The sequence below is a fragment of the Dawidia cretensis genome, from assembly GCF_018598175.1.
Taxonomy (GTDB): Bacteria; Bacteroidota; Bacteroidia; order Cytophagales; family Cyclobacteriaceae; genus Ohtaekwangia; species Ohtaekwangia cretensis.
Genome location: NZ_JAHESE010000006.1, coordinates 1 through 23,513, shown reverse-complemented (window position 1 = coordinate 23,513; position 23,513 = coordinate 1). Strand labels below are relative to the sequence as shown.

At 52.8% G+C, this 23,513-nt stretch carries 20 protein-coding genes and 1 pseudogene; 15 read left to right on the top strand and 6 right to left on the bottom strand.

Annotation, left to right across the window (positions count from 1 at the left end):
* The first annotated feature begins 117 nt into the window (after window positions 1–117).
* Window positions 118–1,077, top strand: a complete 960-nt coding sequence (locus KK062_RS08700; protein WP_254083891.1) for a cation diffusion facilitator family transporter — start codon at window positions 118–120, stop codon at window positions 1,075–1,077.
* A gap of 17 nt (window positions 1,078–1,094) precedes the next feature.
* Here KK062_RS08700 and KK062_RS08695 read toward each other — a convergent pair whose 3' ends face one another.
* The 3 genes and pseudogenes from KK062_RS08695 to KK062_RS31235 form a co-directional block, all read right to left on the bottom strand.
* The gene (locus KK062_RS08695; RefSeq protein WP_254083890.1) at window positions 1,095–1,868 is read right to left on the bottom strand and encodes an SAM-dependent methyltransferase; all 774 of its coding nucleotides are present in this window, start codon (window positions 1,866–1,868) and stop codon (window positions 1,095–1,097) included.
* 343 nt (window positions 1,869–2,211) lie between these two features.
* Window positions 2,212–4,320, bottom strand: a complete 2,109-nt coding sequence (scpA, locus tag KK062_RS08690; protein ID WP_262899184.1) for a methylmalonyl-CoA mutase — start codon at window positions 4,318–4,320, stop codon at window positions 2,212–2,214.
* 21 nt (window positions 4,321–4,341) lie between these two features.
* Window positions 4,342–4,857, bottom strand: a pseudogene (locus KK062_RS31235) (methylmalonyl-CoA mutase family protein); the annotation flags it as partial.
* A gap of 747 nt (window positions 4,858–5,604) precedes the next feature.
* On the opposite strand from KK062_RS31235, the gene dnaA reads away from it, so the two are divergent.
* The 13 genes from dnaA (at window position 5,605) to KK062_RS08620 (ending at window position 19,306) form a co-directional block, all read left to right on the top strand.
* Window positions 5,605–7,032, top strand: a complete 1,428-nt coding sequence (gene dnaA, locus KK062_RS08680; RefSeq protein WP_254083889.1) for a chromosomal replication initiator protein DnaA — start codon at window positions 5,605–5,607, stop codon at window positions 7,030–7,032.
* Between the two features lie 158 nt (window positions 7,033–7,190).
* A complete protein-coding gene (locus KK062_RS08675) occupies window positions 7,191–7,715 on the top strand; it encodes an NADH-quinone oxidoreductase subunit A (RefSeq protein ID WP_254083888.1) in 525 nt (174 codons plus the stop codon).
* A gap of 6 nt (window positions 7,716–7,721) precedes the next feature.
* The gene (locus KK062_RS08670; protein ID WP_254083887.1) at window positions 7,722–8,255 is read left to right on the top strand and encodes an NADH-quinone oxidoreductase subunit B; all 534 of its coding nucleotides are present in this window, start codon (window positions 7,722–7,724) and stop codon (window positions 8,253–8,255) included.
* Window positions 8,256–8,260: 5 nt separating this feature from the next.
* Window positions 8,261–8,743: an NADH-quinone oxidoreductase subunit C gene (locus KK062_RS08665; RefSeq protein WP_254083886.1), complete on the top strand. Its 483-nt coding sequence runs from the start codon at window positions 8,261–8,263 to the stop codon at window positions 8,741–8,743.
* Between the two features lie 15 nt (window positions 8,744–8,758).
* The gene (locus tag KK062_RS08660) at window positions 8,759–9,979 is read left to right on the top strand and encodes an NADH-quinone oxidoreductase subunit D (protein ID WP_254083885.1); all 1,221 of its coding nucleotides are present in this window, start codon (window positions 8,759–8,761) and stop codon (window positions 9,977–9,979) included.
* A gap of 57 nt (window positions 9,980–10,036) precedes the next feature.
* Complete coding sequence (locus KK062_RS08655) at window positions 10,037–11,542, top strand: NAD(P)H-hydrate dehydratase (RefSeq protein ID WP_254083884.1); 1,506 nt, start codon at window positions 10,037–10,039, stop codon at window positions 11,540–11,542.
* Window positions 11,543–11,590: 48 nt separating this feature from the next.
* The gene (locus KK062_RS08650) at window positions 11,591–12,124 is read left to right on the top strand and encodes an adenine phosphoribosyltransferase (protein WP_254083883.1); all 534 of its coding nucleotides are present in this window, start codon (window positions 11,591–11,593) and stop codon (window positions 12,122–12,124) included.
* Between the two features lie 36 nt (window positions 12,125–12,160).
* Window positions 12,161–12,751: an LON peptidase substrate-binding domain-containing protein gene (locus tag KK062_RS08645; RefSeq protein ID WP_254083882.1), complete on the top strand. Its 591-nt coding sequence runs from the start codon at window positions 12,161–12,163 to the stop codon at window positions 12,749–12,751.
* Between the two features lie 249 nt (window positions 12,752–13,000).
* Window positions 13,001–13,315, top strand: coding sequence for a T9SS type A sorting domain-containing protein (locus KK062_RS08640; protein WP_254083881.1), 315 nt, complete (start codon window positions 13,001–13,003; stop codon window positions 13,313–13,315).
* Between the two features lie 364 nt (window positions 13,316–13,679).
* The gene (locus KK062_RS08635) at window positions 13,680–14,261 is read left to right on the top strand and encodes a T9SS type A sorting domain-containing protein (RefSeq protein WP_254083880.1); all 582 of its coding nucleotides are present in this window, start codon (window positions 13,680–13,682) and stop codon (window positions 14,259–14,261) included.
* Window positions 14,262–14,545: 284 nt separating this feature from the next.
* The gene (locus tag KK062_RS08630; protein WP_254083879.1) at window positions 14,546–15,403 is read left to right on the top strand and encodes a universal stress protein; all 858 of its coding nucleotides are present in this window, start codon (window positions 14,546–14,548) and stop codon (window positions 15,401–15,403) included.
* A gap of 136 nt (window positions 15,404–15,539) precedes the next feature.
* A complete protein-coding gene (locus KK062_RS08625) occupies window positions 15,540–18,071 on the top strand; it encodes a DUF2339 domain-containing protein (RefSeq protein WP_254083878.1) in 2,532 nt (843 codons plus the stop codon).
* Complete coding sequence (locus KK062_RS08620; protein WP_254083877.1) at window positions 18,068–19,306, top strand: DUF3999 domain-containing protein; 1,239 nt, start codon at window positions 18,068–18,070, stop codon at window positions 19,304–19,306. The genes KK062_RS08625 and KK062_RS08620 overlap by 4 nt, the downstream gene beginning before the upstream one ends.
* Here the strand turns inward: KK062_RS08620 and KK062_RS08615 are convergent.
* The 3 genes from KK062_RS08615 to KK062_RS08605 form a co-directional block, all read right to left on the bottom strand.
* A complete protein-coding gene (locus KK062_RS08615) occupies window positions 19,263–20,483 on the bottom strand; it encodes a hypothetical protein (RefSeq protein ID WP_254083876.1) in 1,221 nt (406 codons plus the stop codon). The genes KK062_RS08620 and KK062_RS08615 overlap by 44 nt on opposite strands.
* 479 nt (window positions 20,484–20,962) lie before the next feature.
* On the bottom strand, window positions 20,963–21,388 hold the full coding sequence (locus tag KK062_RS08610) for a nuclear transport factor 2 family protein (RefSeq protein WP_254083875.1): 426 nt from the start codon (window positions 21,386–21,388) through the stop codon (window positions 20,963–20,965).
* Between the two features lie 24 nt (window positions 21,389–21,412).
* Entirely contained in the window at window positions 21,413–22,768 is a 1,356-nt protein-coding gene (locus KK062_RS08605; RefSeq protein WP_254083874.1) for an acyl-CoA dehydrogenase family protein, read from the bottom strand.
* A 210-nt stretch (window positions 22,769–22,978) separates the two neighbouring features.
* Here KK062_RS08605 and KK062_RS08600 point away from each other — a divergent pair, with 210 nt between their 5' ends.
* Window positions 22,979–23,404 carry a PRC-barrel domain-containing protein gene (locus KK062_RS08600; protein WP_254083873.1) on the top strand — a complete coding sequence of 142 codons (426 nt, stop codon included), beginning with the start codon at window positions 22,979–22,981 and terminating at the stop codon, window positions 23,402–23,404.
* Window positions 23,405–23,513 lie beyond the last annotated feature (109 nt).

Sequence of the window (23,513 nt, the reverse complement as noted above, 5' to 3'; positions counted from 1 at the left end):
AAATTCCCCGGCACTATCGTAACCCTGCCGATACAGTTTATGCAGCACCCTTGCAGAAAGGGTAAAAATACGGTATCTGCACTCCTGTTGCAGCCGTTTTGTGCCGACTTTTGAGATATGGGGCATCATCACGACCATCCGCACGACCACGACCACGATCATGCACATGATCACGGGCATAGCCATGCGCACGGCCACCATCATCACCACTACAGTGGCAATAATATAGCCGTAGCCTTCTGGTTAAACCTGGGGTTTGCGTTGCTCGAATTGGTGGGGGGGCTGTATACCAACTCGGTGGCTATCATGTCAGACGCGCTGCACGACCTCGGCGACAGCCTGTCCCTGGGCACCGCGTGGTTCTTCGAGCGCAAGTCGCACCGGCAGCCCGATACAGTATATACCTATGGGTATAAACGCTTCTCGCTCGTCGGCGCGTTTATCAACGCCGTGGTGCTCACCGTCGGGTCCATCTTCATTCTTATAGAGGCCTTCAAGCGATTGTGGCACCCCGAACAACCCGATACCACAGGCATGCTGATCTTTGCCGTCATCGGTATACTGGTGAATGGCGCCGCCATGTTGCGCCTCAAGAAAGGGGAATCGATCAACGAGAAAGTATTGTCGCTGCACTTCCTGGAAGATGTGTTGGGCTGGGTAGCCGTGCTGATCGGCAGCATCGTGATGAAGTTTGCCGACGTGCCCATCATCGATCCGTTGCTGTCGATGATCATCGGCGGCATCATTCTGTTTAATGTATACCGTAACATCCGCGGCGCCTTTCAGATCATGCTGCAAGGCGTGCCGCACAATATATCCGAAGAAAGGGTGCGCAAAGAGCTCGCCACCTTCGAAGAAGTGGAAGCGCTGCACGACCTGCACCTTTGGACACTCGACGGCACCTTCAATATTTTGACGACGCACATCGTACTCCGGCAGCCGCTGGATACCGAGCCGCTCGAAGCATTAAAAACGCGCATCAAAAAACAATTGCAAACCATCGGCATTCAGCATGCCACCATTGAATTCGAAATAAAAGGCTATGCGGCGTGCGACACCACGCCGGTAGTACACTAACCGCGAAAAATCCAATATTACGCCTGAGGCTCGACCAGCAAAAATTCTTTTGTTACCAGGAAGTCGAACGGGAAGAAATTGATGTTATACTTCTTCAGCAGCGTCGCGCGGTTCAGGATCGTGTGACTTTTGCGGAACAGCGTACGCAGACCGTTGGCATCGAGGATCTCTTGTAGCTTGGTATGCGTCAGATGATTGAGATTTGTATAAACCTCTTTAATCGTGCCTTCTTCCTCGCCCACGATGATGTGGTTTCGCTCTTCCAGCATTTTGTTCAGAATGGGTTTGGGCAGGAATTGACACCAGGGAATTTTGATAATATGCGTGAGGTGAGACGCATACGGGCTGCGCCACGGCGGATAGCTGATAAAGATCTTGCCACCTTTGGCGAGTGATTTCTTGACACTGGCCAACAGCCGCCGCAGTAAATTGAGTTCAATATGTTCCACTACGTCGTTGATAAAAACGAGGTCGAATTTTTCAGCGAAGGGGTTTGTCATGATGTTCCGCTTTTCAAACCGGGCATTGTCGATATGCAATTCTTGCTGCAAGTGCTGCGCGATCGTGATGTGGTGGTTATCAATGTCCACACCGGTCACTTCACAATTCCAGTTCTTGGCATACCACAGCGTCATGCCGCCCATACCACAGCCGAAGTCCAGCACTTTCATGCCGGTCAGGTCGAATTTGTCTTTGATAAGAGCTTTGTCGAGAATTAAATGAGAATCTTCTGCTTGAAAATTGTTCCGGGCATAGGCCACTCCTTCGGTAAACTGAGCTTCCGTCAACATGGGGGTGTTGTTTTTTTTTGGTTACGTATACAATAAGACATGTCGTGCGCACGGCGCACAACCACATAGGCTTACCCAACGCGCAGGCTATTGCATGCGGCAGGGCCACCAGCTCAGGACTCGTACGTAAGGATTGCAAAGGCGCACCCGAATCTCTGTGGTAGAATGGATGCTGAACGCATCACACAAGAGGTTACGGGAAGAACGCTTACACACATCCGGCAAACAGACACATACGACAGGTACAGGATAGATAGTACTGTCCACCGGTATGGTAACAAAGATAATATGAAATCACGAATGTCCCGACGCGAAAGGGGAAATCACCCGTGTGTATTATTTTCTACAAGCGCATGAGTTTTCCAAGTATCTCCTTCGCCGCATCTGTAATAACAGTCCCCGGCCCAAAAATAAACGACACCCCTGCCTCATACAGAAACGTATAATCTTGTTGGGGTATCACACCACCCGCCACCACCATAATATCAGCACGCCCAATCTTCGCCAGCGCCTGTATCAGCTCCGGCACCAACGTCTTGTGTCCACCGGCCAGGCTCGAAGCGCCAACAATATGCACGTCGTTCTCCGCAGCCTGCATGGCCACTTCCTCCGGAGTTTGAAAGAGCGGCCCAATGTCAACATCAAAACCAAGATCTGCAAAGCTCGTGGCAATCACCTTCGCGCCGCGGTCATGACCGTCCTGCCCCATCTTCGCCACGAGAATGCGTGGCCGGCGGCCATCGAGTGCGGCAAACTGGTCTGACAGCGCCCGCACATCTTCAAAAACTTGCTGGTTCTTCATTTCTCCTGCATATACACCTGTAATAGAACGTACACTGGCCTTATAACGTCCAAATACTTTTTCAAGCGCCGCCGAGATCTCACCCAGCGTAGCCCGTGCCCGCGCGGCATCGATCGCGAGCGCCAGCAGATTTCCTTCGCCTGTCGTGGCAGACGTCGTCAATGCCTGCAGCGCCGCTTCCACCGCCGCATTGTCGCGTGTGGCTTTCAGCTCCGTCAGGCGATCCACCTGCTCTTGCCGTACGGCAACGTTGTCGACTTCCAGGATGTCGAAGTCGGTTTTGTCGGTAACGGTATATTTGTTCACGCCGACAATCACATCCTTGCCCGCGTCGATCCGCGCTTGTTTCGCGGCGGCGGCTTGTTCAATGCGCATCTTGGGTAAGCCACTTTCAATCGCTTTCGTCATGCCCCCAAGCTTCTCCACTTCCTGAATCAGCTCCCACGCTTTCTCGGCAAGCTCCGCCGTGAGGTTCTCCAGGTAATACGAGCCCGCCAGCGGATCGACCGTACGCGTGATACCCGTTTCTTTTTCAATAAATAATTGTGTGTTACGCGCAATGCGCGCCGAGAAGTCGGTCGGCAAGGCAATGGCCTCGTCGAGCGAGTTGGTATGCAGCGACTGCGTGCCGCCACTGATGGCCGCGAGGGCTTCAATATAGGTACGCGTCACATTGTTATACGGGTCTTGCTCGGTCAGGCTCCACCCCGAAGTTTGACAGTGCGTGCGCAGCGCCATAGACTTTGGATTGGTGGGCTGGAATTGTTTTACCAGGTACGACCACAACATCCGGCCCGCGCGCATCTTGGCGACCTCCATAAAGAAGTTCATACCAATGCCCCAGAAGAACGACAGGCGGGGAGCAAAGTCGTCGATGGCAATACCGGCGGCAAGGCCCGTACGGATATACTCCAATCCGTCGGCCAGTGTATAGGCCAGCTCCAGGTGCGCCGGCGCCCCCGCCTCGTGCATGTGGTAGCCACTGATGCTGATGGAATTGAACTTGGGCATGTGGCGCGAGGTATAGGCAAAGATGTCGGCCACAATGCGCATCGACGGCGCCGGAGGATAGATATAGGTATTACGCACCATAAACTCCTTCAGGATGTCGTTCTGAATGGTGCCGCTTAGCTGCTTAGGGGCTACACCCTGCTCTTCTGCCGCAACTATATAAAATGCCATGATGGGCAGCACCGCGCCGTTCATCGTCATCGACACCGACATCTTGTCGAGCGGAATCTGGTCGAAGAGGATCTTCATATCCAGTACCGAGTCAATGGCCACACCGGCTTTGCCCACGTCGCCCGTTACGCGCGGGTGGTCGGAATCATAGCCACGGTGGGTGGCCAGGTCAAATGCAACCGACAAACCGCGTTGGCCCGCGGCCAGGTTGCGACGATAAAAGGCGTTGGAGTCTTTGGCCGTAGAGAAGCCCGCATACTGGCGGATGGTCCACGGCTTCGTGGTATACATTGTGGCATAAGGGCCGCGCAGGTAGGGCGGTAAGCCCGAAGGATAGTCGAGGTGGATCAGGTTGTTGATCGTCGCCGGGGCATACGCCGGAAACACCGCGATCTTCTCGGGGCTGAGCCAGGGTTTATCTTTACCGGCGGCCAGGGGCGCGACCGGAGTATATACTGGCGCCGGCAACTTCCGCGGCAGCAGTCGCTTTACTTCTGCGATGATAGTCTGTATAGCGGCTTCGGCCGTATACGAGCCAGCCAACGGGTCGGAGACCTTGTCGAGGTGGCTTTCTTCACGCAGGATACTGCCGACGTTGCGCGCAATGCGGCGGAAGGTGGCGTTTCCCTCATCTTCGGGAAGCACCGACAACGCGCTACAGCCTCCGAATATAGAGGCCAGCGAGGCCGCGGTGGCCTTCAGCATGGTACCATGCGGAGCATATGCCTCGGCGGCAAACGCCTCTACCCTTACATGAACATGTAGGGAGTCCAACGGCATATCATGTATACCGTAGGTGTTCACCAGCCCGAGGTATAAATACCGTAGCGCCTTGAGTTTGGCGGCCTCTATAATAAAGTCGTTTTCAGTCTCTACCGAGAAGGCTACCTGGCGCACGGCGCTGGCAGTAGTATTTCCGGCACGCACCGAGGCGTCGATGGCGGCGGCGGCGCGGGTAAGGGCTTCGACAATCTCTTGTACAGGCGTCGTGCGGTGAATGATCATGCCCAGCGTGCGGAGCTTGTTTTGATTTGCCACAGGCGTTACCGCAACGGAAGGAGGAAGAAAGATGGCGCCGGTAAGCGAATCGGGCGCGTAAGCCTGCTGCTCTATAAAAGAGGTCATCGCAGCGAAGTGCGCAGGCGTTGACAGCCAGAAGCTTACGCTGCAATACGGCCAGTCGATACCCGCCAGCAAAACGGTCATGTCAACGGGCGACGCTTCCGGCAGCTTAAATAAAATTCCATCCGCGCCCTGCGTCAAATGTTCCAACGCATGTTGGTTTGCGACGCTGGCGTCGGAAACTGTAATGAAAGGCTGATTCCACCAATGCCGGGCGCCGGCATACGGGTCGGTAGCCGGTGGAAGGCTGAGCGGAAGGGCCTCCGGAAGGTTATGCGGGCCATAATAAGGCCCAAAAGACAAATTGTCTTCGGTGGCCCAGGCCAGTGTTTCGTCGGGACTTTTTCCGTCAAGCTCTTGTGACGCTATTCGATACCAGTCGGCCTGAGCGGTTTTGGGAAAGGCCTCCTGCAACAACTCCTGAAACGTTTTTTCAGCCATGCTATGCAATTCAACTCAATTTTAGCTAAGTTTTATTCAACCGTTTGCGTTTTTAATTTTAAAAATTTGGAAGCACATTTTTTTCCGGAAAATCAAGGAGAAAGGTGCTTGTTTTCTTAATCTCTTTTTTCACATCTTTGTCTCCCTTTCCCCGACGGGGAACTCAAAATCCTAACAAATTCAGATCTCATGGAAGTTAGCTGTGGCACAGTATGGAACGATTGTCTGGAAGTCATTCGCGAGAATGTTGGCGAAGAGAATTTCAGCACTTGGTTCAAGCCCATCGTTCCACTGCGCGTGGAAGGGGACATACTGACCATACAGGTACCTTCGCAGTTCTTCTATGAATGGCTCGAAGAGCACTATGTGCCCGTGCTGAAGAAAGCCATACATACTGTACTGGGCCCGACAGGCCGCCTGGAATATTCTGTAGTAGTAGACAGCGGTAACAAGCAAGCACCCGCCGTGTCGGTTAACTACCCTATAAACGGTACGATAACAAATCGCCGCAGCGGTGTAAACGGTAGCTTTGGCAACGACGACTATTCGCCCTTTACATTCAAAGCCCTCAACCCGCAAACGGTAAACTCGCGGTTAAACCCGACCTATACCTTCGACAACTTTGTAGAAGGTGACTGTAACCGCCTGGCGCGTTCCGCCGGACTCGCGGTGGCCAAGAAGCCCGGCGTTACCTCTTTCAATCCGCTCATGCTATACGGTGGAGTAGGGGTAGGCAAGACCCACCTCGTACAAGCCATTGGCAACGAGATCAAAAACAACATGCCGGGCAAAGTGGCCCTGTATATTGACCAGAACGATTTTACCACACAATTCCTCAACGCCCTGCAAAACCACAAGGTGCAGGAGTTTCAGAACTATTACCTGCAGGTGGACCTGCTGATCTTGGACGACGTGCAGTTCCTCGCCGGCCGCGAGAAAACACAGGAGATGTTCTTCCATATCTTCAACCAGCTGCACCAATCCGGCAAGCAGATCATCATGACGAGCGACTGCCCGCCACGCGACATGAAAGGCTTCCAGGAGCGTCTGCTGTCCCGCTTTAAGTGGGGCCTCACCGCCGACCTGCAAGAGCCCGACTTCGAAACCAAGCTGGCGATCATCAACCGCAAGATGCTGGCCGACGGCATCCAGATCCCGACCGAAGTGTCGGAGTACCTGGCCTATAGCGTCGACACCAACCTGCGCGACATGGAAGGCGTGCTCAACTCGCTCATCTTCCACGCCACGCTGCTCAAGAAAGAGATTGACCTCGACCTCGCCAAAGAGGTATTGAAGAATATCATCAAGGAAATTCAGTCCGACGTCAGCGTCGACTTCATCCAAAAGACTGTTGCCGAGTACTTTAAAGTCGACCTCGACGCCATGAAAGGCAAAGTGAAGAAACGCGAGATCGTAATCCCCCGCCAGGTGGCCATGTATTTCTGCAAACGCTTCACGCAGCTGACCCTCGCCCTCATCGGCGAGAACTTCGGCGGCCGCGACCACAGCACCGTCATCCACGCGCTGGAATCCGTAGAAGACATGATGAAGACCGACGCCAACTTCCGCAGCTCCGTAGAAGAGCTCGGCAAGAAGTTGAAACTCCGCGTATCGTAACGCCGGGTTTGCTGGCACAAGTCTTCCGACCGAAGGGAGGGCGACTTGTGCCTACGCCAATGGCAGTCTTCCGACTGCCGAGGCCCCCCGCCTAAGTCGTCGAACAATCACTACTTTCTTAATAGAAATACCCATCTTCTCCTATCTTTGATTCCGTTATGGCCGATCGGGATCACTATCTATCAGCATTCGCAGAAATCCTACTCTACACACTAGCAGGGATCATCTTTATTGTAGTAACCCTACTGGTATCCAGGTTCGTACGTCCCCATCGCCCGAACCCCGAAAAGCTCTCCACCTACGAAAGCGGCGAAGAGCCCATCACCGCCGCCTGGACGCAGTTCAACATGCGCTTCTATGTCGTGGCGCTGATCTTTTTACTTTTCGAAGTAGAGATCGTCTTTTTATTTCCCTGGGCGACTGTATTTGCCAATAAAGAGCTGGCCGCGCAAACCAATGGCGCGTGGGCGTGGTTCTCACTGATAGAAATGATTTTGTTTGTTGCCATCCTGGCGCTCGGTCTGGCGTATGCGTGGGTCAACGGGCACCTGGACTGGATCAAGCCGAATCCGAGGCCGACCGAGTATAAATCGCCGGTGCCGGGTGCACTGTACGAGCGCGTAAACGAACGGTACCGTTCCGCGCGCGGCGCCACGGGCGATGCCGCGTCAACTGAAAAATAAGCGTGTATGAAGGGACTACTGGATCAGAAATTTGAACAAGGAGGGGTGATCGTTACACGCCTGGACGACCTGCTCAACTGGGCACGCCTGTCGTCTATGTTTCCGATGACCTTTGGTATAGCATGCTGTGCGATCGAGTTTATGAGCACCGGCACAACCGTATACGATATGGAGCGCTTTGGCATGGCCCCGCGCTCATCGCCCCGTCAGGCAGACGTGATGCTCATTGCCGGCACGGTAACATTTAAGATGGCCGATCGCATCAAGCGTCTTTACGAGCAAATGGCCGAGCCCCGCTACGTGATCTCCATGGGCTCGTGCGCCAACTGCGGCGGCCCCTATTGGCAGCATGGCTACCACGTGGTAAAAGGTGTAGACCGTATCATCCCGGTAGATATATATGTACCGGGCTGTCCCCCGCGCCCCGAAGCGTTGATCGGCGGCTTCCTGAAATTGCAAGAGAAAATCCGCCAGGAAACGCTCATGGCCCCGACGGCAGTAGCAAGATTGCTGGCAGAAAAAGAAAAAGTACAAGCCTGACCGGTATGACCCTCGATACAATCGTTTCGATCCTGAAAGGCGCGCTCGGCGAAATAACGCTGCAGCCCGACACCAACGCCACGCCGCAGGCGCTGATCGTAGACCGTGCGCAGATCCTGGCCGTTTGCAAAACGGTACACCAACATCCCGAGCTATACTTTGATATGTTGTCGTGTGTCACCGGCCTGGACAATGGCCCGCAGGTCAACACAATGGAGGTGATCTATAATCTATACTCGATACCCTACAACCTGCACCTGATGCTGAAGGTTGTTCTGCCACGCGAACAGCTGGAGATAGAGTCGGTAGCGTCCGTATGGCGCACGGCCGACTGGTTAGAACGCGAGGTGTTTGACATGTACGGCATTCACTTTACCAATCACCCCGACCTGCGCCGCATCCTGATGCCGGCCGACTGGGAAGGATATCCGCTGCGTAAAGACTATCAGAATCCGCAGTACTACCGCGATATTAAAATTGAATACTGACCGTAGCGCTGCCCCATGACACCAAACACGGTACAATACAAATACAAAGAAGGCAACCTGTCGCGATCGGTGCCGAACAAGCTGCGGCCGGAGAACCTGCGCGCGGAAGAAATGATCGTCAACCTCGGTCCGCAGCACCCGTCCACCCACGGTGTGCTTCGCCTCGAAGTGTTGCTCGACGGCGAGATCGTGCAAGAAGTCGTGCCCCACATCGGCTACCTGCACCGTTGCTTTGAAAAGCACGCCGAGAACCTGCCCTTTAACCAGATCATTCCGTTTGTCGATCGCCTGGACTACGTGGCCTCGATGAACAACGAGCACGCGTATGCCATGGGCGTAGAGCGTATGCTCGGCATTGCCGATCAGATCCCCAAACGCGTCGAGTATATCCGTGTGCTGGTGGCCGAGCTGAACCGCATTGCCTCGCACTTTATCGCCCTGGGCACCTATGGCATGGACATCGGCGCCTTTACACCGTTCTTTTGGGTCATGCGCGACCGCGAGCACATTCTGCGGCTGCTGGAGTGGGCCTCGGGCGCGCGGCTGTTATATAACTACATCTGGATCGGTGGATTGTTTTACGACCTGCCCGTAGGCTTTGAAGACCGATGCCGCGAATTTGTACAGTATATAAAGCCAAAACTGCAGGAACTGGACAATGTCCTTCTGCAAAACAAGATCTTCATCGACCGCACAGCCAATGTAGGTGTGCTGCCACTCGACCTGGCCATTAACGCAGGCGTTACCGGTCCGGTGCTGCGAGGCTCGGGCTTACGCTACGACCTGCGTCGCGTCGATGGTTATTCCGTCTATCCCGAATTGGAATTTGATATACCGGTAGGAGAGGGCAAGATGGGTAAAGTGGGCGACTGTTGGGACCGTACCTCCGTGCGGTACCAGGAGCTTTACGAGTCCCTCCGCATCATCGAGCAGTGCCTCGTACAACTTACGGGCGATCACAAACGCTCACGCGATTTTGATCCGCAGGCGTTGGTACCGAAAAAGATCCGGCCCAAGGCGCAGGACTTTTATGTGCGGGCCGAAATACCCAAAGGCGAGCTTGGATTCTTCTTCCGTACCGACGGCCGGAATGATGTGCCGGTCCGTTGCAAGTGTCGCTCGTGCAGCTTTGTCAACCTGTCGGTGCTGCCCGAAATATCCAAAGGTGTACTCATTGCCGACCTTATAGCTATTATCGGGTCGATCGATGTAGTGATGGGCGAAGTAGATCGCTAAGCTTGATCCGGTAGGCACGATGTTTTCGCCAATGCTCGTAACATACAAGACTGCCGCATGACAAAGATTCTGACAACCGACCAGATCCGGACCCTCGATGCCTACACCATTCAGCACGAGCCCGTCGCGTCCATAGACCTGATGGAGCGCGCGTGTCGTGCCTTTGTAGAGTGGTTTATCAAGCGCGCCGACACCTCGCGCCGTATCGGCATTGTCTGCGGCACGGGCAATAACGGAGGGGACGGCCTGGGTATTGCCCGGATGTTGCTGGCCCGCCACTATACCGTAACCGTATGGGTGGTGGAAGGAGGAAAGCCTACCGCAGACTTTGAAGCCAACCGCACACGCCTGCTCGGAAATGTAATATTGCAGATGATCGCCGATACACCGCCATCGACGATCTTTGATACATGCGATATCGTGATCGACGCACTCTTCGGGTCGGGCCTGTCGCGGCCGCTCGAAGGTATATATGCCGCCGTCATTGAACGCATCAACGCGGCCGCAGCCTGGCGCGTGGCGGTCGATGTTCCCTCCGGACTGCGTGCCGACGCGCCGTCACAAGGTGCTATCGTTCAGGCACAGGACACCGTATCGTTTCAAGTGCCCAAGCTGGCATTCTTCTTTGCTTCCAATGCACCGTATGTGGGCACATGGCATATCGTGGATATAGGGTTGCACAAGGGATTGTTACAAGATACAGAAACCGATCATTATTACGTCAGCAATGACGATGTACATCGGCGGTGGAAGCCTCGCGCCAGGTTTAGTCACAAAGGTACCTACGGTCATGCATTGCTCGTGGCGGGGAGCTATGGTAAGACGGGCGCAGCAATATTGGCAGCACGCGCACTGCTGCGGGCAGGCGTAGGGTTGCTGACGATTCACACCCCTGTGCGTGGCTATGCTATATTACAGCAAGCCGTACCCGAGGCCATGGTCAGCATCGATCCCTTTGAAGAATACGCCAGCACCTTGCCGTCGTCCGATGGATATTCGGTCATCGGTGTGGGTCCCGGCCTGGGCCAGGCCGATGCTACTGTAAAAATGATGCGCAAGATCCTGGAGACCTACCGCAAGCCGATGGTAATCGATGCCGATGCTTTAAACATCCTGGCTGCGCACCGCGAGCTATTGTTGCGGGTGCCGGCAGGCAGCATTCTGACGCCCCACCCCAAAGAGTTTGAGCGCCTGGCCGGCAAGACGGCGAATGAATTTGAACGATTGGAAAAACAAAAAGAATTGGCGCGGCAGCTGAAGTCCGTTGTGGTGGTAAAGGGGGCTTATACGTCCATTACCAGTCCCGGGGGCGTCGTATACTTCAATACCACGGGCAACCCGGGCATGGCCACCGGCGGCACGGGCGATGTGCTCACGGGCATTCTGACGGGCCTTCTGGCTCAATCCTATACGTCGCTGGATGCCGCGATCCTGGGGGTGTATCTGCACGGCCTGGCGGGCGACCTGGCGACGCACGACCTGGGGGAGGATTCGCTGGTCGCCTCCGACCTCGTCACATACCTGCCTGCGGCGTTCCTGAAAGTATCGGGCGGCAAATCCTGAAATCCTCGCAAAAGCGCTTATTTTTAGTGCCTCAAAAACCTGCCCGGCATGCAATTATCCGACAAGATCAAACAAACGATCCGCGACGTGCGCGATTACCCCCAACCAGGCATCGTATTCAAAGACATTACCCCCATACTTTCCGACCCGCAGCTGGTGAACGAGATGATCACCCAGCTGAAAACGGACCTCAAAGGCCTTCATCTCGATGCCATTGCTGCCGTAGAGGCCCGGGGCTTTATTTTTGGCGCCATTCTGGCCCACGCGCTCAACGTTCCGTTTATACCCATCCGTAAGGCCGGAAAGCTGCCCTACAAAACCATCCAGCAGGAATATAGCCTGGAATATGGTACGGCGGCCATCGAAATGCACGAAGATGCCCTGCAACCGGGCTGGCGTGTATTGGTGCACGACGACGTGCTGGCCACCGGCGGTACTGCCGGGGCTGCCGCCAACCTGGTGCGACACGCCGGCGCCGAGCTGGTGGGCTTTTCCTTCATTATTAATTTGAGCTTTTTGCCCGGAGAGCTAAACCTTCTGCACCAATTTGGAGTTAATCCTCAGTACCTGGTGACCTATTGACAGCGAGGGTGGGATGAATCCCAGGTGCTGCGCGCTATGGAGGATGTCGTCCATATACCGATGTTTCCGCTATCTATTCTACCCCTGCCTGGTGAGTGGGTACCCTTGCATATTTTCGAGCCGCGCTACCGCCAGTTGTTGGAAGATGCTTCCGCGGAGGATGTCTCTTTCGGCATTTACCTTTCGCATCACATGAACCTGGCCAGGATTGGCTCGCTGGTCCGCCTGGAAAGCGTTCTGAAACAATACCCCGGCGGCGAGTCCGATATCATCGTGCGATGCGTGGATACCTTCGAAACCGATAAGCTGCAACGTACATTCGACAGCAATAAGCTATACCCCGGTGGCTTCGTGCGGTATCATCACATAGACGCCACACGCAGGCCGACCACTATACTATATGATTTGTTTACCGTATACATGCAACGCCGGAATATTACCCGGCAGATTGCCCCTTTTAGCATATATCATATCGCACAGGAGCTAAGCCTCGATCTACGCGACCGCTATAAATTCTTGCAGTTAGCCGAAAGCCGGCAAGAAATGTTTTTACAGAATCGTATCCGCTACCAGGAGCAGTTGCTCGAAGAGGAAGAGAAGAGCAAGGATTTTTACCACCTCAATTAAATTTCTTTATTAATTTATTGTTAAAACCCTTACATCGGCCAACCGGGCGTTAGGCAGGGGTTTATTCGTTGCCCCATGATGCTGAGTATTTTTTGTTCGGTCAGGCTCGCGTGCCGGCGAATAAAAAGAAGTGTTCAGGTAACCGGGCTATGCGCAAAAGGCCTCCGTTAACGATTCAATAACGTTTGCAGCGAAACATTATACAACCCTACTACGTGTTAGTACCAAAACTTTATAAAAAAACGAGTTATGAAAAATTTGGCACTGGTAGTTGGTATGTTTCTGGTAGCGGGCGTTGTAGCAGCAAAAGAAAATCCTGTTCCTGTTGAACGTGTAGGTGTTATGCAATTCGGTACTACTTTGAAGGTATTCTACAAAGGAGTGGAGTCAAACGACGTGAAGGTGTCTATCTATGACGAGTCAAACCGTCTTATCTATAAAGAGACTATCCGGAAAGTGGATGGTTTTATCAGACCTTACAACCTGTCTCAATTAAGCAAGGGCAACTATACAGTCGAAGTAATCGACGGTGCCGTACGCGAGCTGGAGCACGTAACGATCTAATCGTCACGATCGGCAGGTAACGTTTGCTGTTGCAATAATATTCTGTAACGCCAACGCTACTGCTACTGAAATACAGGTAGAAGACCATTCTACAGAATTATATTGAAGGCGTCCTTCCTCGAAGGGCGCCTTCTGTGTTTTAGCCCGGGGAGGCCGATATTGCCTATTGCAAACGTTGTACTAAATAAATTTCTTCTGTTAGCGTTTGCACCCCGGTTTGTACGATCATTTCGAGCATTTCGCGAAGGAAATTTTACGCAAACGTTGTTTGTAGAATAAAACCAGGTTTCCTTACAAACTCCAGCCTTCCGCGCAACCCACCCGTATATTTGTACAGTTATCAAAACACAAACACAATACAATTATGAAAGCAAGATCACTTTTCATCGCAGCACTTTTCGCAGCAGCGTCTTTAGCAGCTTTTGGAAAGGAAGAGCCAAGCAACAGAGGTTTGGCTGTAGTACCTGTTAAGGGAGCCGAAGTATTCAAAGTTATCTACAAAGGCGAGACTGCCGGTAAGGTAAAACTGAATATTTACAATACGCAATCACAACTGGTCTTTACTGAGACATTCAATGGTACAGATGGTTTCATCTGCCCGCTGAACTTCACAGGCCTGGCTTACGGTGATTATACCATTGAGTTGATCGATGCAACAGGTAAGAAAACTGAGAAAGTAAGCTTCAAGCCTGCAGTAGCCGCCGCGAAAAATGTACACATCTCGAAACTGGCCAAAGAAAACGGCAAGTACCTGGTGTCTGTAGCAGCGCAAGGCAACGAGCAGATCAGCGTAAAAATCTATGATGCAGCCAACAACCTGGTGCACAGCGAAACAAAGACCGTAGACGGTAACTTCGCGCAACTGTATACAGTGAAAAATGTAAACGGTGCATTGACTTTCGAAGTAACCGACAACGCCGGTAACACCAAAACCGTACGCTTCTAAGCGACGGTCCCGTCAAGCGGTTTCATACACGAGATGAAACAAAAGCCTTTCCGATTCGTTCGGAATGGCTTTTGTGTTTTTAGGGGGCTACCCGCCGACAGAAACATCCTTTGAACCACCGATCGCCTCATTCCGGCCGGTAGCGCATATAGCGTATACGATAAAATACACTTGCCTGCTGAAGCATGGCTCATGCGTGGGCAGGCCCGCCTACCGAAGCGTGGGTTTTTATTTTTACGCGAAATCGCTACTTTTACCCTATCACAAACGATAAACCTACCGGTATGAAAAAAATTCTTGTTCCAACCGATTTTTCCAAACAAGCTAATCTTAGCGCAGAAGTTGCCGCCGACATCGCCCGGCGCGCCGGTGCCGAGCTCATCCTGCTGCACGTAATCGAAGAAGCAAGCGAAAGCTCCTTCAGCGTAGAAGGCGAAGCAACCTATGAAGGAAGTTGGGAGGATAAAGTATTTACCCTGAAGCTTATTGAGAAAGCTAAGAAACAAATGGCCAAGCTTGTAGGCGACGCCAAATTCGAAGGTGTAAAAGTACGCCAGGAGCTGCGTGTGGGCACTCCCTTTCACGGTATGAATGCCATCATCACCGAACGCAAAGTTGACCTCGTTGTGATGGGCAGCTCGGGCCGCACCGAGCTGGAAGATATGATCATCGGTTCAAACACCGAGAAAGTAGTGCGCCACTCACACTGCCCCGTACTGACTGTACGCAACAAACCCAGCCGTAAAGAATTTAAGAACATCGTATACGCTACGGCGATGGAAAAAGACGAAGAGATCTTCTCGCGCTTCGTACGCCGCACGCAGGAAATGTATAATTCCACCATTCACCTGGTGCGTATCAACACTCCCGGCAACTTCCAGCGCGACATTGTCGTGAGAAAGTATATGGAAGACTTCGCCAAGAAGCTGCAACTGAAAAACTATACCATCAACGTCTTCAACGACCTGAGCGAAGAAGAAGGTATTATATATTTCGCGGATAGCATCAACGCCGACCTGATCGCCATGGCGACACACGGCCGCACAGGCTTCGCCCACGTACTGGCAGGCAGCATTGCCGAAGACGTGGTAAGCCACTCCAAACGCCCGGTGATGACGTTCGTCACCAAGCGTCGTAAATAAGAATTTCGAGGCTATTGGCTTAAAAGGCCACTTCCACAGCGGAAGTGGCCTTTTTTATGAATCAACCGTTTCCTGAAAATGATTAAATTGCTAATCCTTTGCCCTGTCTAACCAATAAAAACACGGATTCCTGCCCATGGAAGAGTTTTTTAGTTTTCTGATCTTTATTGCCCTGGTCATTATTGTTGTGCTGATTGCCAACCTTCGCACCAAGCTGCAAAACCAAATCACCGTCCTGCAGTATAAGATCGACGATCTCAAAACCGAGCTTGGTAAAGCGCGGTTCAGGGAAGGCGCAGCACCCGCGGCCGCCCACGAGGAGGTAAAACCTCCGCCGGCCATTCCGGTAGTGCCACCCGTGCCTGTATCACGACCGGTCACGCCACCGCCCATACCCACTCCGGTACTACCACCGGTCGTACCGCCGGTACACGCTCCGGCGCCATCTGTCGAGCCCGAAAGGGCAGCGCCTCCGGTGCGTCAGGAAGCCGCGACCACAACGGTCCGGCCATTGTCGGAAACCCCGAAACCCACAACGCCCCCACCGGCGTACGTCCCGCCGGCACCCAAGCCCGGGTTCTTCGAGCGCAACCCCGACCTGGAAAAATTCATCGGCGAGAACCTGGCCAACAAGATCGGTATCGGCATCCTGGTACTCGGCATCGGCTTCTTTGTGAAGTATGCCATCGACCAACAATGGATCAACGAGATCGGTCGCGTATTCATCGGCATCCTCTGCGGAGGCATATTATTGGGCGTAGCACACCGCCTGCGCAAGACCTTTGCGCCCTTTAGCTCCGTGCTGGTGGGGGGTGGTATTGCCGTACTATATTTTACCATCGGCATAGCCTTTCACGACTATCACATCTTCTCACAGACCGCCGCGTTTTTGCTCATGGTGGTGATCACCGGTTTTGCCATCGTGCTCTCGTTGGGATACGATCGCATCGAGTTGGCCATCCTGGCCATCCTGGGTGGCTTTGCCACACCGCTCATGGTCAGCACCGGTGAAGGCAACTACATCGTATTGTTTACCTACATACTGGTACTCGACATCGGCATGCTGGTGCTGGCGTACTATAAAAAGTGGAACCTGGTCAACATCGTGTCATACGTGTTTACGATGATCTTGTACTTCGCCTGGCTCAGCGATAGCTTCGATGGCGAAAACATGAGCATGGTAACCGGTGCGTTGATCTTCGCTACGTTGTTTTATATCGTGTTCTTCCTCATGAACATCATCAACAACCTGCGCCAGCGTACAACGTTCAAAGCCATCGAGATCAGCCTGCTGCTCAGCAATACATTCCTGTATTACACCGCCGGCATGATTATTTTGAACCAGGCCCCCGCCAGCGACTTCCGCGGGTTGTTTACGGCGACACTGGCAGTCTTTAACTTTGTCTTTGCCTACAGCCTGTATAAAAATACACGCGTCGACCGCAACCTGGTGTTCCTGCTGATCGGCCTGGTGCTGACATTCATCAGCCTGGCAGCGCCTGTGCAGCTCGAAGGAAATTATATTACGCTCTTCTGGGCGGCCGAAGGCGTGCTGCTGTTGTGGCTGTCGCAGAAGTCAGGCATTCGCCTGATGAAAGTTGGCTCAGTGCTCGTGATGATACTGATGGGCTTCAGCCTGGTCATGGATTGGGAGCAACTGTATATGCAGACGGCGGATTACATGCCGGTCGTGTTGAACAAAGCTTACATCACCAGCATAGTGTCGCTCATCTCCATCGCATTAACGGTATACTTCCTTCGGTTCGAGAAAGACGAACGCGATGCCGATTATATCGGCCCGTATCGTCAGGCGTTGATCGTTGGCGGCACGCTGGCGCTATACGCTTCGCAATACCTGGAGCTGCACTATCAGATTTACCGCTTTGTGGACGCCGAAAGTGCAGGACTGATCATCATTGGCGCGTACAATATGCTGTTCCTCGCCGGTCTGTTACTGGCGGTAAAACGCTCGCCGTATCCCGACCGCATCAAGCAGCTCTTTGCACTCTGGGGACCGGTGGCAATGTTCGCCTTCCTGGTATTTTATCACTACCAGATCATCGATGCCCGCGACGGTTTCCTCCTAGGCGACTTTTCGTCCACTGGATTTATATTCCATTATGTATATGTAGCACTGTTGCTGGTCGTCTGTATCATCACCCTGCGTCAGGTGCGCCAGATCGAGGGCTTTACGAAACGGACCCACAACCTGCACGCCTGGTTCTATGTGTTCTTCTTTATATTCCTGGCAAGCACCGAGCTCGATCACAGCATCCTGATGCTGGCGCAGCCAACGCAGCCAGTTGACCTGGACCACATACTCCACCAGAATCATAAGATCGGCTATCCCATCCTCTGGGGGCTGGGCGCCTTCCTGCTGATCTACATCGGCATGCGGCAACGCAAGAAACACCTGCGGATCATTTCGCTTACGCTGCTGCTCGTGACGTTGCTCAAGTTGGTCCTGATCGATTTGAAAGGCATCTCAGAAGGCGGCAAGATCGCAGCCTTCATTTCGCTGGGTGTATTGCTGTTGGTAGTATCGTTCATGTACCAACGCCTCAAAAAACTGTTGTTGACTGATGAGGCGGTAACGCCCGCGGCATCCACAGCACCTTCCGGAAATGAAGAGACACCGGGCACAGAAATAAAAGGAGAAAACGCATGAGAAAGTTCGTAGGCGCGTTGATAGGAGGGTGGTTGATCGGCATCGCTTCCCATGCACAGGAGTTTAAAGCGGTGGCTACACTACCCACGGTGTCGAGCGACGGTTTTTACCGGGTACAGTTGTCACCCGCTGTAACACCGTATCTCAATAGCACGTTTTCCAATGCGCGTATCCATGATCCGCAAGGGCGCGAGGTGCCATATGTCTTTCAGGAGGAGCAGCCGCTCTATTCGCACCAGCAGTTCCGGGAATATACCATCGTCGAAAAGACACAGGAACCCAAGTGCTGTACATCGCTCATTCTAAGCAACCCGGATCGCCGGCCGATCAACAACATCAGCTTGCAGATTCGCAATGCCGACGTGAGCAAGGACGCGATCTTGTCAGGCAGTGACGATCGCACTAACTGGTTTGTCATTCGCGACCGGTTTACGCTGACCGCATTGGACAATGCCAACGGCACAGCCGAGGTCAAGGCCGTAAACTTTCCACTGAGCGACTACGCGTATTATCGCCTGCAGATAGCCGACTCGACGAGCGGACCCTTGAACATTCTGAAGGCAGGCTATTATGACGTCCTGACGTATACCGGCGCGTATGCAGAAGTCCCCGTGCAACAAATGCTGGTAACCGACACGATTGCCAAAAAGCAGACCTATATCCGGTTGGTATTTGATACGCTCCACGTGGTGGACAAGGTTATGCTGACAATGACCAACGCACCCTACTTCCTGCGACAGGCAACAGTGTACGCGCGACAAACACGCACCACGAAGAAAGGAGCCATAGACTACTACCGGCCGGTAACAAATCTCGAGGTCAGCTCCAAGCAAGCATCGGAAGTATACCTGGAGGCCGTAAAGACATCCGAGCTGATGATCGCAGTAGACAATGGAAACAACCCGCCGTTGACAGTAGCGACGACCAAAGCCAGCCAGCTGAACCGTTACCTGATCGCCTGGCTAAAGAAAGGCGAAGCCTACACCATGAAGTTCGGCCCGGACGGCCTGGCCATGCCGGGCTACGACCTCGCCTACTTCCGCGACAGCATCCCCGACAACCCCGGCCTGATGGCAGTCGGTCCGGTCACATCCCTGCGCAAACCTGTTGTGGAGGATGCAACCCCCACGATCTTCACCAATCGCAATATCGTGTGGGTAGCAATTGTAGCCATTATAGGCGTACTCGGCTTCATGACGCTACGTCTGGCAAAAGATGCCAAAAAGGAGTCATAAGACAGATATGCTGGCGCAAGCGCGACGCGAAGAGCTTGCTGGCGCAAGTTTTAGTACCAAGCGTTTGCGTAGGTGCGGAACTTGTGACTGAAACTGGTTGCAGTCTTAGACTGCCGGGCAACCCCCGCAGGGGGGCAACCCGTTTATTAGCTATTTCTGCACGTGTTTGTATCGCTGTTTCGGCCTTTATCGAATGCTCAGATTGCTGAATAGATTCAACAGAGCGGGTAGCCGCAGCGTAGTGCCAGCCATACGTACAAGCTGCCGCAGATTGGGCAGATACTGTAGGCCGCTTTTCTCCTTCTTCTTTAATGTCTTCCGACATCGTGATGCTCACCGGCAGCTTGTCTCCCGACCCTTCACCCTCCGGCCGCCCCGCGATAGCAACCACCTTCGCCGCCCCGGCACGTTTCACCTCCTCTACCACATCATCCTCCATCGGCGAGCCATACCGCACGCCCACCGTCAGCATCAAGCTATACGATTCATCCGCCGGCACCTGGTCCGTAAGTGCTATTTCGAGGGACGTAGCAGGCGATCCCTTCAAAGCAGGATACCATGGTGACGATACACGCTTTGGTGAAAACATACTCGTATACCAGGCGGAAGGCTTATATGCACCCTCCTTCGGATCGAACGTAAAGTCGGGCACAATGCCCAAACTGACATCGATGCAGAAACGCGCATGCCTGTTGTTTGGATGAAAGTTGATATCGCGCAGCAAGGCCGGTATATTCACACGGGCCGAAAGAGTCTTGCGGTCTACAGTAAACGTGAGCGGCGTGCGCACAACCGAGTCAAACGTGGTATTTTTATTCAGCTGAAAGCCTGCCAGCAGGGTTGGATGCTTCGATAACATAATGGAGCGTTGCCCCAATTCGCCGGTGCCATCCTGCTTCTGCACGATCTTTAGCGCCTTATTAATAAAGCCGCTAAAGTTATAGTCCGCCAGGGTTCGCACGGGGTGCATCATAAAACGCACCTCTTTACCCATCTTTGAGCAACCGCCAAACTCACTCATATAGAGTCGCGGTACTTTAAAGGTCGGCGAATTTTTGACATATTCCTTAGGCGCGCCGCCCTTCTGCCGCACGACGATCCCGTCAACGCCGCGCATTTTGTAAAAGCTGAGGTTACCGATGCTGCCGGTAATTTTAAGTTCTTCTAAAAAGGCCATAGATCAATATTGGTTAATAAAACGATTGGTTTTCAAAACGGTCGCGAGAGGGAGAACTGTTTCGGAAGACAATATAGGGAGTGTTTGTCGAAAGACTATCAATTGAAGATATATACTTTTTAGAATTTCGACTGCATCATAAAATGACCAAGATGTATAAAGGTCGCGGTCATGAGTGGTGTATAAATGCTTAAAAATTACGTTATCAGTAGGATATCCTGCCTGTTCGCAGACTATTGAATGACGAGTAGAAGAGTTATGCACAAAAAAATGTGGATAGTTTGTGTATAGGCTGCGGGTTGAATGTTTACAACTAGGGTATACTCTTTAGGATTGGGGAAATTTTTGGCGTCTTTAATGGATGTATAATTGATCACAGACAACGAATAGTATACCGGAAAAATAAGGGACGCTTGCATAAAAGAAATGGCCCCTTCTTGATAAGCTCAAGAAGGGGCCATTAACGTTATTAGCTATAACTACAGCTTATACGCCTGCCGTGCCAATAACTTCCACGCCCCTTTTTGCTTTTGCCAAACCAGCAAAATCCCCAACGACACATTTCCCGGCTTTCCACTATCATTGGTCTCGCCCTGAAACTTATGCCGCACCAGCGCAGTGTTATCAGAAATACTGATCTGTTGTTCTGTCAATGTAATAGACACAAAGTCCGACTGGCCGCCGGCAAGGGTCTCGACAAACGAAGCCCGGTTCTCAACCTTACCGCTGGAGTGTCCATAGCTCAGGGCATCTGCCGTAAGATTTTCCAGTGCGGTACGATCGGCGTTTACCATGGCTGCACGCAGCGCTTCCACGGCAGCGGCTACTTCTTTCTCGCCGCCCTTTTGTGCCCAGGCGGGTACTGTGAGGAGTGCCATCAGCATAATAAGAATACTTGGTTTCATAGAATATAGAGATGTTGGTATAAACTATACAAATGCGCTTTGACCCGTAATCGAGCGGCCTACGATCAAGGTGTTGATCTCTTTCGTGCCTTCGTACGAATAGATCGCTTCCGCGTCGGCGACGAAGCGGGCTATGTCGTATTCAATCAGAATGCCGTTGCCGCCAAACAGCTCGCGGGCGTGGCTGACGATGTCGCGGGTGCGCAGCGTGCAGAATACTTTGGCCAGCGAGGCTTGCTCGTCCGTGAGCTTGCCGTTGTCTTGCAGTTGTGACAGGCGACAGACCATGGTTTGCATCGCCGTGAGGTTGCTCAACATTTGTACCAGCAAGTCTTGTACCAGCTGGAAGCTGCTGATCGTGCGGCCGAATTGTTTGCGCTCGTTGGTATACTGCAGAGCGCTTTCGTAGGCGCCGCGCGCACAGCCCACCGCTTGCCAGGCGACGCCGGCACGGGTCATGCGCAGTACGTTGGCGGTGTCCTTAAATGAATTTGCGTTTTGCAGGCGGTTGCTTTCGGGTACGGCGCAGTTCGTGAGTGTAATGAGCGCGTTTTGTACGATGCGCAGGGCCATCTTGCCGCGGATCTTTTCGGCTTGGAAGCCTTCGAATCCTTTTTCAACAATAAAGCCTTTTACGTTTCCATCGTCCAGGTCGCGCGCCCAGATTATCACAAGGTCAGCGAAAGTGGCGTTGCCGATCCATTTCTTTTGGCCGTTGAGGATCCACGTGTCGCCTTCACGCTTGCAGGTACAGGTGAGGCCGCCGGCGGCGCCCGAGCCTACTTCGGGTTCGGTCAGGCCGAAGGCCCCGATCTTTTCCATGCGTTGCATGGGCGGCAGCCATTGCTGCTTTTGTTCTTCCGATCCGCAGTGATAGATCGAACCCATGGCGAGACCGCTTTGTACACCGAAGAACGTAGAGGTAGAGCAATCTACCCGGGCCATTTCCATGGCCAGAAATCCTTCGAGCAAGTTCGACTTGCCTGGGCAGCCATAGCCCTGGTAGGTCAGGCCGCAGATGTTAAGCTTGGCCATCTCGGGAATGATGTGATGCGGAAATTCATCCTTGAGCCAATATTCGTTGGCGATAGGGGCGATGTGCTCGCGCATGAACTCGCGCACCTGCAGTTGAATGGCGCGCTCTTCGGGTGTAAGCCATTCTTTTAGGTCGTAGAAGTCGCCGTCTACTTCTGGAAAGGCGTGTTTCTTTTTACCGCCTTCCATAAACTTCATGAGCTTTTGCAGGTCTTCCTGCTTCATCGAGCTGACCAACCCGACCATTTTATTCAGGTCTACTTTTGCGGCCAGCGTACCGATCTTGTCAAGGTCGAGTTGCTGGAGTAGTCCTACCGTGGCTTTTATTTTTTTGAAAATAGACATATACAGAATGTTGGCGAATACAGCCAAAGTAAACATAATTTGGGTTCGGCTGACGCCAGCTGTGGAAGATTGGATACGGACATCTTGGGGAAGGGTACTATCGTGCTTTTAAAATGTTGTTTTACAAGGAGTTGTAAGCTGTTTGCGAGGCTTTTACGGTGGCACAGAAATTTAATCCTTACCCGGAAATAACACTAAAAAGATACCATTATGGCAACAATAGAAAAAAATTACGAAGTGGATAACCGCACCGGGTTAAACCACGAAGGAGTCGCTCCCAACACGCCCGTACGTCGTTTGACGGCGACATCCATTATCGGCGATCGCGTAGAGAACGAGCAAGGTGACAACCTCGGTAAGATTGAAAACCTCATGGTCAATCTTCACAACGGCAGCATAGAATATGCGGTGATTGATTTCGGCTCATTCCTCGGCATGGGCGGTAAGCTCTTTGCCATACCGTTCTCCGAACTGCACATCGATGAAGAGCGCGAGCTGTTTATTGTAAGACGCAACAAAGAATACCTGAAACAGATCCCAGGCTTCGACAAAAATCACTGGCCGGATACCAATGACCACTCGTACTTCAACGATGTTAATATGTATTGGGGGTCAACTTATTATACACAACCCTAAAGCAAGAGTATAGATGTAAGGAAAGGCGGGCCCCCGGTTTTTAGGGGGCGCCGATTTTTTTTGGCGCCGGCGGGGGGGCGGCGCGAGGGTGGTTTGGGCAGTGGGGTAT